The 11,109-nt window shown below is 71.6% G+C and carries 13 protein-coding genes; 2 read left to right on the top strand and 11 right to left on the bottom strand.

Annotated features, from left to right (window positions below; translation table 11 throughout):
• Positions 1–9 precede the first annotated feature (9 nt).
• The 5 genes from R2S09_RS13605 to R2S09_RS13585 all read right to left on the bottom strand — a co-directional run bounded on the left by R2S09_RS13605 (position 10) and on the right by R2S09_RS13585 (position 4,452).
• Positions 10–195, bottom strand: a complete 186-nt coding sequence (locus tag R2S09_RS13605) for a hypothetical protein (RefSeq protein WP_316741193.1) — start codon at positions 193–195, stop codon at positions 10–12.
• Positions 196–443: 248 nt separating this feature from the next.
• Entirely contained in the window at positions 444–1,034 is a 591-nt protein-coding gene (locus tag R2S09_RS13600) for a hypothetical protein (RefSeq protein ID WP_316741192.1), read from the bottom strand.
• A gap of 45 nt (positions 1,035–1,079) precedes the next feature.
• Entirely contained in the window at positions 1,080–1,655 is a 576-nt protein-coding gene (locus R2S09_RS13595) for a GNAT family N-acetyltransferase (protein WP_306188206.1), read from the bottom strand.
• Positions 1,633–3,861: an MMPL family transporter gene (locus tag R2S09_RS13590; protein WP_316741190.1), complete on the bottom strand. Its 2,229-nt coding sequence runs from the start codon at positions 3,859–3,861 to the stop codon at positions 1,633–1,635. The genes R2S09_RS13595 and R2S09_RS13590 overlap by 23 nt, the downstream gene beginning before the upstream one ends.
• A gap of 192 nt (positions 3,862–4,053) precedes the next feature.
• Positions 4,054–4,452: a hypothetical protein gene (locus tag R2S09_RS13585; RefSeq protein WP_316741188.1), complete on the bottom strand. Its 399-nt coding sequence runs from the start codon at positions 4,450–4,452 to the stop codon at positions 4,054–4,056.
• Positions 4,453–4,526: 74 nt separating this feature from the next.
• On the opposite strand from R2S09_RS13585, the gene R2S09_RS13580 reads away from it, so the two are divergent.
• Positions 4,527–5,291, top strand: coding sequence for a methyltransferase domain-containing protein (locus R2S09_RS13580; protein WP_316741187.1), 765 nt, complete (start codon positions 4,527–4,529; stop codon positions 5,289–5,291).
• Between the two features lie 267 nt (positions 5,292–5,558).
• Here R2S09_RS13580 and gatB read toward each other — a convergent pair whose 3' ends face one another.
• The 6 genes from gatB to R2S09_RS13550 form a co-directional block, all read right to left on the bottom strand.
• Positions 5,559–7,073, bottom strand: a complete 1,515-nt coding sequence (gene gatB / locus R2S09_RS13575) for an Asp-tRNA(Asn)/Glu-tRNA(Gln) amidotransferase subunit GatB (RefSeq protein ID WP_316741185.1) — start codon at positions 7,071–7,073, stop codon at positions 5,559–5,561.
• A 15-nt stretch (positions 7,074–7,088) separates the two neighbouring features.
• Positions 7,089–7,331, bottom strand: coding sequence for a hypothetical protein (locus R2S09_RS13570; protein ID WP_316741184.1), 243 nt, complete (start codon positions 7,329–7,331; stop codon positions 7,089–7,091).
• A complete protein-coding gene (gene gatA, locus R2S09_RS13565) occupies positions 7,328–8,830 on the bottom strand; it encodes an Asp-tRNA(Asn)/Glu-tRNA(Gln) amidotransferase subunit GatA (protein WP_306188196.1) in 1,503 nt (500 codons plus the stop codon). The genes R2S09_RS13570 and gatA overlap by 4 nt, the downstream gene beginning before the upstream one ends.
• Before the next feature lie 5 nt (positions 8,831–8,835).
• Positions 8,836–9,132 (bottom strand): Asp-tRNA(Asn)/Glu-tRNA(Gln) amidotransferase subunit GatC, encoded by a 297-nt coding sequence (gene gatC, locus R2S09_RS13560; protein ID WP_006130840.1) that lies wholly within the window; start codon positions 9,130–9,132, stop codon positions 8,836–8,838.
• Between the two features lie 157 nt (positions 9,133–9,289).
• Positions 9,290–9,784 (bottom strand): cupin domain-containing protein, encoded by a 495-nt coding sequence (locus R2S09_RS13555; RefSeq protein WP_316741177.1) that lies wholly within the window; start codon positions 9,782–9,784, stop codon positions 9,290–9,292.
• A 22-nt stretch (positions 9,785–9,806) separates the two neighbouring features.
• Positions 9,807–10,178 carry a DUF4267 domain-containing protein gene (locus R2S09_RS13550; RefSeq protein WP_306188188.1) on the bottom strand — a complete coding sequence of 124 codons (372 nt, stop codon included), beginning with the start codon at positions 10,176–10,178 and terminating at the stop codon, positions 9,807–9,809.
• A 121-nt stretch (positions 10,179–10,299) separates the two neighbouring features.
• Between R2S09_RS13550 and R2S09_RS13545 the strand changes: the two genes are divergently transcribed.
• On the top strand, positions 10,300–10,800 hold the full coding sequence (locus tag R2S09_RS13545; RefSeq protein WP_316741174.1) for a TetR/AcrR family transcriptional regulator: 501 nt from the start codon (positions 10,300–10,302) through the stop codon (positions 10,798–10,800).
• The last annotated feature ends 309 nt before the right edge of the window (positions 10,801–11,109 follow it).

Below are 11,109 nucleotides of genomic sequence, written 5' to 3'. Positions count from 1 at the left end.
GTCCCGTGTTCACGCGGCCGGGGTGAACCAGTGCCGCCGCGGACCGCTGCTATGCGCCTCCGCCTCGGGGGCGTCCTGGGCGGCGGATCGCCGGGCGGCACGGCGGACGCGCAGCGCCTCGCGGACCAGGCGCGCCCGGTCGGCCTCGCGGCGCAGCTCGGCGGAACGCATCCGGTGGAGTTCGTACCCGTACATGGTGGCTCCCTGGTGAGAGATGGTGTCCGAACACCGCTTCGGTGCTCGATGACCACCTTCGTCTCCCAGGGGGGCGGGCCGCATCGGGCGGGTTCCGCATCTTCGGCGCCGCCCGGGGCCTTAGATACGCAGGAGGGGCCTCAGGGACCGCCGTAAGGCACCTACGGCGGCCCTAAGGCCCCTCTCCGGCCTGCGGTGACACCCGGGTCCGACCCGCGACGATGTCCGAGCTCTGCTCGCGGTGACGCTCAGGCGGACGGCAGGGCGAGCAGGGCGTCGGTGTACTTCAGGACGGCCAGCAGCAGGCCGAGGACGCCGAGCGCGACGCCCGCCCAGGCGACCGACTTGATCCAGGGCGCCTGCGGCCTGCCCTGGGTGCCGAACGCGGGCCGGGCGAGGACCACGACGCCGGCGATCAGGGCGAGCAGCGCGAACAGCCCGCCCCACAGCGCGGTGGTGTGCCAGGCGTCGCCGTAGACCTCCTTGATCTGCTGGGCGACGCTCGCAGAGGTGGAGGTCCGCAGCTGGCCGATCAGCTGCTCGCGGGCGCCCGCGACGGTGCCGAGCCAGCTGCCGCTCAGCGAGACCAGGCCCAGCGCGGCGGAGACGACGGCACCGGCGCCCTGCCCGACGCCGGAGGGCCCCGCCTCCTTCACGTCCTCGGTACCGGCCTCGGTGCCCGCCGCCTCCGCGCCGTCCGCGCTCTCGGCGCCGTCCGCGCTCTCCGCACCGTCCGTGCCTTCCGCTCTTGCCTCGTCGTCCAGCGGTTCGGTGGCCTCGGCGGCCTCGGTGGCCTCAGTGGCCTCGGCCCCGGCCTCGTCTGCAGTCTTGGTTGCCATGGGGCGCACCGTACGGACGCTGTCTGAGAAGCCCCTTAATGATCGTCAACGAACGTCCCGTGCGGCACGCGCGCGTGCCGCACGCCACTCCGGTGCCAGCACCGACCAGATCTCGATGTCGTGCCGTACGCCCCGGTGGGCGCGGCTCTCGCGGAGCACTCCGTCCCGGGTCATGCCCAGGCGGCGGGCGACGTCGATGCTCGGCTGGTTGGCGGAGGCCGCGTGCCACTCCACGCGGTGCATGCGGCGCGCGTCGAACGCCCAGTCGAGCAGGACGCGCATCGCGCGCGTGACCAGTCCCCGCCCCGCCCCGGCCGGCTCCAGCCAGCAGCCGACCTCGCAGGTGCCCTGTTCCGCGTCGAACGTCCGGAACAGCACCCCGCCGACCAGCTTCCCGTCCAGCCAGATGCCGTGCAGGCTGCCGCTGTCGGCGGTGCGCTTCTCCGCGTACCGGGTGAGCAGGGCCCGCGCGGAGTCGACGTCCGTCTCCCGGGATCCGAAGGCGATGTACTGCCCGATGAAGTCCCGCCCCCGGTCGAGGTGCGCGAGGAACTCCCCGGCGTGCCAGGGCTCCAGGGGCCGCAGTTCGGCTCCGTCGTCACCCAGAGGTATCGCGTACATCCTGCGGCCGCTCCTTCGCCAGTGCTTCCACGACGTCGGTGAGCCTCTCATGGGCGGCGCGGCACTCGGGCGGCTCGATGCTGATCCGGGGCAGTACGCGGTCCAGCCGGCGCGGCAGCCACCAGTTGGCGCGGCCCAGCAGATGCATCAGGGCGGGCACCAGCAGGGTGCGCAGCACGAAGGCGTCCAGGGCCACGGCGGCGGCGAGCCCGATGCCGAACATGGCGATCACCCGGTCGCCGCCGAGCACGAAGGCGAGGAAGACCGAGATCATGATGACCGCGGCGGAGTTGATCACGCGGCTGGTCTCGGCGAGGCCGACGCGAACGGCACGGCGGTTGTCGCCGGTCTCCAGCCACTCCTCGTACATCCGGCTGACCAGGAAGACCTGATAGTCCATGGAGAGGCCGAAGAGCACCGAGACCATGATCACGGGCAGGAAGGGCTCGATGGGCCCGGCCCGGCCGAGGCCGAGGAACTCGCTGCCCCACCCCCACTGGAAGATCGCGACGACGACGCCGAACGCGGCGGCCACGGCGGCGACGTTCATGGCGGCGGCCTTCAGCGGTATGCCGACGGACCGGAAGGCGAGCAGGAGCAGGACGCAGCCGAGGCCGACCACCACGCCGACGAACAGCGGCAGCCTGCCGACGATGACGCCGGCGAAGTCGTCGTATCCGGCGGTCACGCCGCCGACCTGCACATCGAGGGCGGTGCCGGTCTCCGCGCGGGGGAGCACCTCGGTGCGCAGCCGGTCGACGAGGTCGCTGGTGCGCTGGGACTGGGGCGCGGAGTCGGGGACCACGGTCAGGTAGGCGGTGCTGCCGCCGGTGTCGTAGGTGACCGGGGTGACCGCGGCGACGCCCTCGGTGGAGCGCAGGGCGGTGTCGAGGTTGTCCAGGGCGAGTTTGTCGTCCGCTCCGTCTACGCGCGTCACGAGCGTGAGAGGCCCGTTGACGCCCGGGCCGAAGCCCTCGGCGACGAGGTCGTAGGCCTTGCGGGTGGTCGACGACGCGGGGTCGTTGCCCTGGTCGGAGGTGCCCAGGTGGAGGGTGAGCGTGGGCAGGGCGAGCACGGTGATGACGGCCAGCGCGAGGGCGCCGAGCAGCTTGGGGTGGCGTTCGACGAAGGCGGACCATCGGGCGGCGAAGCCGGTGGGCAGCTCGGGTTCGGGGCCGTGCTCGGCCAGTCTGCGGCGCTCGCGCCGGCTGAGGGCGCGCGGGCCGATGAAGGACAGCAGGGCCGGCAGCAGGGTCACCGACGCGGCCACGGTGAGGACGACGGTCGAGGCGGCGGCGACCGCGACCCCGTCGAGGAAGCCGAGGCGCAGGATGAACATGCCCAGCAGGGCGATGCAAACGGTGGCACCCGCGAACACGACGGCGCGTCCGGTGGTGGCGACGGCGTTCGCGGCCGCCTGCTCGACGTCGAGCCCGCGTTTGAGACCGCGTCGGTGCCGGGTGACGATGAACAGCGCGTAGTCGATGCCGACGCCGAGCCCGATCAGCATGCCCAGCATGGGCGCGAAGGCGGCCACCGTCATGGCGTGCCCGAGGAGCTCGATGGCCGCGTAGGCGGTACCGACGCTGACCAGCGCGGTGGCGATGGGCAGCAGGGACGCGGCGAGCGAGCCGAAGGCGAGCAGGAGCACCACGGCGGCCACGGCCACGCCGGCGGCCTCGGCGAGGTGCCCGCCGGAGGACTGGGTGCCGCCGATCGCGCTGCCGCCGAGCTCCACCTGGAGCCCGTCGGTCTGGGCGGCCTTGGCGGCGCTGACGACGGCCTGCGCCTCGGAGGCGGGGATGTCCTGGGCGGGGTGGTCGAAGGTGACCGTGGCGTACGCGGTGTGCCCGTCGCGGCTGATCCGGTCCGCTCCCTGGCCCTTGTAGGGGCTGGTCACGGACGCCACCCCGGGCAGGGTCGCGATCCGGTCCAGGGTGCGGGTCATCGTCTGCTCGACGTCGGAGGCGCGCACGTTGCCGGGCGTGGTGTGCCACACCACGGTGTCGCTGTCGCCGCCCAGGCCGGGGAAGCCCTCGCGCAGCAGCTGGGTGGCGCGGCCCGACTCGGTGCCGGGGACCTCGTAGTCGTTGGAGTACGCCGGGCCGGTGACGGCGGAGGCGACGGTGACCCCGCCGAGGGCGAGGAGCCAGAGCAGGACGACGGCGAGGCGGTGCTGCAGACACCAGCGCGCAAGGGCTGCCACGAACGTGCTCCCAGGTGTACGGATTGTGGATCTTTGACCGGGAACAGTCGTTCATGAAGTGAACAGCCCGCAAAGAACGCATGAGCAATGTCAGGACACTCTTGCAGGCGATTGTGATCGTTTAGCGCCTTCGTGGCGTTATTCACAGGACTGGGACCGAATTCACAGGACAGTCCGGCGGGTTCTGTCACCTCAGTCCGACTGGTCGCCGAGTGCCATCACCATCACCCCGGCGATCAGCAGCCACAGCGCCCGCCGGGTGCGGCCCCGGTGACCGAGGAGGGCCGCCCCGGCGCAGACGGCGGCGCCGGCTGCGTAGGCGGCCGGGACGAGGGCCGGGGCCGAGTCGCGGAGCCGCAGCAGGCACGCGGCGATCCCGGCGAGCGTGAGCAGCACTCCCGTGCCGGCCGCCGTCCAGCGGGCCCGGCGGGCGACCTCGGCGCCGTCCTGCGGGTCGCCTCCGTGGCCCTCGGCATCGGCGGCACCCTCGGCGCCCCTGGCGTCCTCGCCCCCGTCCGGTACGGCGGCGGCCGAGACCTCGTCCACCGCGGATATCTCGGGATGCGTTTCGGAATCGGCGCGTCCACTCATGGCGGGCGAGCGTAGCGCCCCGGCCCGGGAAACCGGATGCGGGGTCGCGGTCCGCCCTGCTATCCACGTCCTCCATGGTCGATCTCACACACGCGCGCCACCCGCGCAGCAACGCCTACGACCCCCACTGGCTCATCGAGCACCAGATGGGGCCGCATCCGCTGTGGCTGCTGGAGTGGCTGGCACCGGCCCTGCGGCTCGACTCCCTGCCCGCCGGCTCCCGCGTGCTGGACCTGGGCTGCGGGCGCGCGCTGACCTCCGTCTTCCTGGCCCGGGAGTACGGCCTCCAGGTCGTCGCGGCCGACCTGTGGATCAAGCCCGACGACAACGCCCGCCGGATCGCCGAGGCCGGTGTCGCCGACCGGGTGGTGCCGGTCCACGCCGAGGCGCACGACCTGCCGTTCGGCGAAGAGTCGTTCGACGCGATCGTCTCCGTCGACGCCTACCAGTACTTCGGCGCCGACGACCTCTACCTGCCCTCCCTGACCCGGCTGCTGAAGCCCGGCGGGCGGATCGGGGTCGTGGTGCCCTCGGTACGGGAGGAGATCGACGGTGCCGAGCCGCCGGAGCACCTCAAGGCCCACTGGGACCCGGGATTCTGGGCGTTCCACTCCCCCGCCTGGTGGCACCGGAACTGGACGCGCACCGGCGCCGTGACGGTCGAGACCGCCGACTGGCTGGAGGACGGCTGGCGCGACTGGCTGCGGTGGAGCGAGGTGTGCGCCGAGCAGAGCCCGAGCGAGTTCATGGCGGGGATGGCGCGGGATTCGGTGGAACTGCTGAACGCCGACCGGGGCCGTCTGCTGGGGTTCGCCCGGGTCGTGGGGCGCCGCGGCTGAGACGTACGGGCCCGGCCCCGGAGGCCCGGAAGGAGGCGCCTCGGGGCGTACGACGGGCACGCGTGGACCCGCACGCCCCGGGGCCCCGCGCTCGCGCGTACACCCCGAAGGGCCGCATTCCGCGTACCGCCGGAGGGCCCGCGTTCGCGCATACGCACCAGAGGGCCCGCGTTCGCGCGTACGGCCGGAGGGGCCCTGCGTCCGTGCGTACGGCCCCGGAGGACACGTCTTCCGGGGCCGTACGGCCGTACGCTGCGAAAGCCTGGCTCAGCCCTCGCTGACGCCCAGCTTCTCCAGGATCAGCTCCTTGACACGGGCGGCGTCGGCCTGACCGCGGGTGGCCTTCATGACCGCGCCGACCAGGGCGCCGGCCGCGGCCACCTTGCCGCCGCGGATCTTGTCCGCGACGCCCGGGTTGCCGGCGATGGCCTCGTCGACGGCGGCGGTCAGCGCGCCCTCGTCGGAGACGACCTTCAGGCCGCGCTTGTCGACGACCTCGTCCGGGGTGCCCTCGCCCGCGAGGACGCCCTCGATGACCTGGCGGGCCAGCTTGTCGTTCAGGTCGCCCTTGGCGACCAGCTCGGTGACCCGGGCGACCTGCGGCGGAGTGATCGCCAGCTCGTCCAGGGCCTTGCCGGCCTCGTTGGCGTGGCGCGCCAGCTCGCCCATCCACCACTTGCGGGCGGAGGCGGCGTCGGCACCGGCGTCGATGGTGGCGACGATCGGGTCCAGCGCACCGGCGTTGAGGATGGCCTGCATGTCGGTGGCCGAGATGCCCCAGTCCGCCAGCAGCCGGGTACGGCGGGCCAGCGGCAGCTCGGGCAGTGCCGCGCGGATCTCCTCGACCCACTCGCGCGAGGGGGCCACCGGCACCAGGTCGGGCTCGGGGAAGTACCGGTAGTCCTCGGCCTCCTCCTTGACCCGGCCGGAGGTCGTGGAGCCCGTCTCCTCGTGGAAGTGACGGGTCTCCTGGACCACGGTGCCGCCGCCGGAGAGGACGGCCGCGTGCCGCTGGATCTCGAAGCGGACCGCGCGCTCCACGGACCGCAGCGAGTTGACGTTCTTCGTCTCGGAGCGGGTGCCGAACTTCTCGGCGCCCTTCGGCATCAGCGACAGGTTCACGTCGCAGCGCATCTGGCCCATCTCCATGCGGGCCTGGGAGACGCCGAGCGAACGGATGACCTCGCGCAGCTCACGCACGTAGGCCTTGGCCACCTCGGGAGCGCGGTCGCCCGCGCCGACGATCGGCTTGGTGACGATCTCGATGAGCGGGATGCCGGCGCGGTTGTAGTCGAGGAGGGAGTGCTGCGCGCCGTGGATACGGCCGGTGGCGCCGCCGACGTGCGTCGACTTGCCGGTGTCCTCCTCCATGTGGGCGCGCTCGATCTCCACGCGGAAGACCTCGCCGTCCTCCAGCTGCACGTCGAGGTAGCCGTTGAAGGCGATCGGCTCGTCGTACTGGGAGGTCTGGAAGTTCTTCGGCATGTCCGGATAGAAGTAGTTCTTCCGGGCGAAGCGGCACCACTCGGCGATCTCGCAGTTCAGCGCGAGGCCGATCTTGATCGCCGACTCGACGCCGGTCCTGTTCATGACCGGGAGCCCGCCGGGCAGGCCGAGGCAGGTGGGGCAGGTCTGGCTGTTCGGGTCGGCGCCGAGCGCGGTCGAACAGCCGCAGAACATCTTGGTCTTGGTGCCGAGTTCGACATGGACCTCGAGGCCCATGACGGGGTCGTACGACGCCAGCGCGTCCTCGTACGACACCAGGTCGGTCATGGTGGTCACGGTGAAACTTCCCTCTCAGCCCAGCAGGACGTCGTCGTCGCCCAGCCGCTTCAGCTCGCGGTAGAGGATGGTGAGGCCGGTGACGACGCCGGCGGCGGTCACCACGGCGTCGATCAGCCTCAGCGTGTCGCTCTCGGCGCGGGCCTTCTTGATCTGCTTGGCGACACCGATCGCGCCGAACGCGGTGGTGGCCATGGACAGGTACGTACCGGACTTGGACTTCTTGAAGCCCTTGGCCTTGGACAGTGCCTTGCTCACAGCGACGGAGCCTCCTCCAGCAGCGGGTGCCCCCACTTTTCCACGAAGGCGGCCTCGACGGCGGCCCCCACCTTGTAGAGGCGGTCGTCCTTCATCACCGGGGCGATGATCTGCAGTCCCACCGGGAGGTTGTCCTCCGGGGCGAGACCGCACGGCAGGGACATGGCCGCGTTGCCCGCCAGGTTGGTGGGGATGGTGCAGAGGTCGGCCAGGTACATCGCCATCGGGTCGTCGGCGCGCTCGCCGATCGCGAAGGCGGTGGTCGGGGTCGTCGGGGAGACGATCACGTCGACCTGCTCGAACGCCTTGTCGAAGTCCCGCTTGATGAGGGTGCGGACCTTCTGGGCGCTGCCGTAGTACGCGTCGTAGTAGCCGGAGCTGAGCGCGTACGTGCCGAGCATGATGCGGCGCTTGACCTCGGGGCCGAAGCCCGCCTCGCGGGTGAGGGAGGTGACCTCCTCGGCGGAGTGGCCGCCGTCGTCGCCGGTGCGCAGGCCGTAGCGCAGACCGTCGAAGCGGGCCAGGTTGGAGGAGCACTCGGAGGGCGCGATCAGGTAGTACGCCGACAGCGCCAGGTCGAAGGACGGGCAGTCCAGCTCGACGATCTCGGCGCCCAGCTCCTTGAGCAGCTCGACGGACTCGTCGAACCGCTGGATGACGCCGGCCTGGTAGCCCTCGCCTCGGAACTGCTTGACCACTCCGACGCGCATGCCCTCGACGCTGCCGCCCAGGGCGGCCTCGACGACCGGCGGGACCGGCTCGTCGATGGAGGTGGAGTCCAGCGGGTCGTGCCCGGCGATCACCTCGTGCAGCAGCGCCGCGTCCAAAACCGTACGGGCGCAGGGGCCGCCCTGGTCCAGGGAGGAGGAGAACGCCACCATGCCGAAGCGGGAGACCGCGCCGTACGTCGGCTTCACGCCGACCGTGCCGGTGACCGCGGCGGGCTGGCGGATGGAGCCGCCGGTGTCGGTGCCGATGGCGAGGGGGGCCTGGAAGGAGGCGAGGGCCGCGCTCGACCCACCGCCGGAGCCGCCGGGGATCTTGGTGAGGTCCCAGGGGTTGCCGGTCGGGCCGAAGGCACTGTTCTCGGTGGAGGACCCCATGGCGAACTCGTCCATGTTGGTCTTGCCGAGGATGACGACGTCGGCGGCCTTGAGGCGCTTGGTGAGCGTCGCGTCGTACGGCGGGATCCAGCCCTCGAGGATCTTCGAACCGACGGTCGTCGGGACGCCCTCGGTGGTGAAGATGTCCTTGAGCGCGAGCGGGACGCCGGCCAGCGGGCCGAGCTTCTCCCCGCGCGCCCGCTTCTCGTCGACGGCGCGGGCCTGGGCGAGGGCGCCCTCGCGGTCGACGTGCAGGAAGGCGTGCACCTTCTCGTCGACGGCCTCGATCCGGGCCAGGTGGGCCTCGGTGACCTCGACGGCCGTGAGCTCACCGGAGGCGATCTTCTCGGCGGTCTCGGCGGCGGTGAGCCGGATGATGCTGTTGATGTCCGTCATGGCTGTCACTCCTCACCCAGGATCTGCGGCACCTTGAAACGCTGCTGCTCCTGGGCCGGGGCGCCGGACAGCGCCTGCTCGGGGGTGAGCGACGGACGGACCTCGTCCGCGCGCATGACGTTGGTCAGCGGCAGCGGGTGGGAGGTCGGCGGTACGTCTTGGTCGGCGACCTCACTGACGCGGGCCACCGCGCCGATGATGTCGTCCAGCTGTCCCGCGAAGTGGTCGAGCTCTTCGGGCTTCAGCTCCAGACGCGCCAGCCGGGCGAGGTGGGCGACCTCCTCGCGCGTGATGCCAGGCATGCAGCGTTCCTCTGGGGTGAGTGTGTGTGGTTTGGGCCGGGGCCTGTCGTCACCTTCCCGTCGTCCGCCCGAAGGGCGGGCGGGAATGTGACGACAGGTCCCAATCCTATGGGGCGGGGGGCGGTCGCCGTGAAACGGTTTCCCGGCCGCCCGCGCGTCAGCCGCGGCGGCCCTCCCAGATCTCGCTCTTGAGGAAGTGGTTGTCGTACCGCTCCTGCACCTCGAGGATGCTCTCCGGGGTGGCCTCGCCGACGCGGATGCGCTGCAGGTGGCGGAAGTACTCGAAGCGCTCGATGCCCGGGGTGATGACGATGAGGATGTCCGCCGTGGCGTCCGGGACGGCGGCGAAGGCGTGCGGCTTGTCCGGCGGGACGATGACGAGGTCACCACGCTCCGCGGTGACGATGTCGTCGCCGGAGAGGATCTCGGCGGTCCCGTCGAGCAGGTAGAACATCTCGGCCGCGGTGTGGTGCAGGTGGGGCCGCGCACCGTCGGCGCCCTCCGCCAGGGTCACGCGCACGGTGGACAGCGCCCCTCCGGCCGCACTGCGGTCGGCCAGCAGCTGCACGCCGACGGGGGCGCCGCCCACCACCTCGGCCTCGGCGCCACGGACGATCACGGAGTCGTCGGACTTGGGCACGAACAGCGACATGATGCGTTCCCTTGCGTTGTGGTCAGACCGCGAAGAGCAGTCCGGCGCTGATGAGTACGACGATCGCGGTGGCGAAGTGGATACCGAACGCGACCGCCTTCGCCCCGCCATGACGCAGGACTATCAGGGTGTCGACGAGCGGCACGAGTGCCACGCAGACCATGAACCACGCCTCGGCACGGGCGCCCGCGAAGGCCAGCAGAGCGAGGCCGAGCAGCCCGAAGGTGCCGTCCCTGAGGCCCTTGACCGACAGGTAGGCGCCGGCGTCGCCACGCGGGTCGGCGGGGGCGCCGTAGCCGGCCGCGGCGGGACCCGGCTGGAACCAGAACCGGTAGCCGAGGAACAGGCAGAACAGGTCGAGCAGGACGGCGAGGGTGTACGCGGTGACGGTCATGGATCTCCCCGATCTTCCATGAGTGAGCGCCGGCAACCGCTCGGCTGCTAGCACCGCTAGGAACAAGGGCAAAGCTAGCAGAGCACTGACAGAGCGGCTAGCGTTGCTAGAAATTCGCTGCATGCCGATCCAGACGCGCCGGGAGCGCGAACGAGCGGAACGCCGGCGGCTGATCGTGACGGCCGCGCGGGAACCGGCGGAGGCGGAGGGCTGGGACGCGGTCACCACGCGACGGCCGGCCGCCACGATCGAGTACAGCCAGCCGGTCCTCTACAGCCACTTCAAGAGCAAGGACGCGATCATGGCGGCGGTCGGCGAGGCCCGCACCGCCTTCGCCCGGCGGCGGCCCGCGCTCTACGACGCGATGTTCACGCTCACGGTGGACCTGCCGTTCGCGGCGCCGGAGGCTCCCGCCCCGCTGCAGGAGGCGTTCGGCGAACCGGCCCGGGCCGTCGAGCCGGTCGTGGCCGAGGGCGACGACCCCGGACTGCTGACGGAGACCTACTGGGCCACGCCGCACGGCCTGGTGACCCTGATGCGCGGCGGCCGGCTGCCTCAGGAGGCCCACGAACGCCGCTTCGCCCTGCTGATCGGTCATGTCGTACCGCCGGGCACGGCCTGAACGGCGCGGGACACGGACCCGGGGCGCGGCACGGCCCGGGCGTGCCCGAGACTCCGAGCGCCGCTCGGACCGGCCCCGTTGTCCATCGGCACGGTCCGCGATGCGGACGGCCTCTGCCCCGACCCGCCGGAGAAGACCCCGGTGCCTTGCGTGGACAAGAAATCGCAGTACTGCCTGAGAATCTCCGACTCGGACCGCCAGGGATATCAAGTGAACTCACCAATAATATTTGGTGTGCCATAGCGCAGGGTCGGACGCAAGGCTCAGGGTCCGCCTTGCCGAGTTGCGCATGATTGATCCATCTCTTCC

This window comes from Streptomyces sp. MK7, assembly GCF_032658145.1.
Classification (GTDB): domain Bacteria; phylum Actinomycetota; class Actinomycetes; order Streptomycetales; family Streptomycetaceae; genus Streptomyces; species Streptomyces spiralis.
This window is presented reverse-complemented; position numbering and strand designations above follow the sequence as displayed.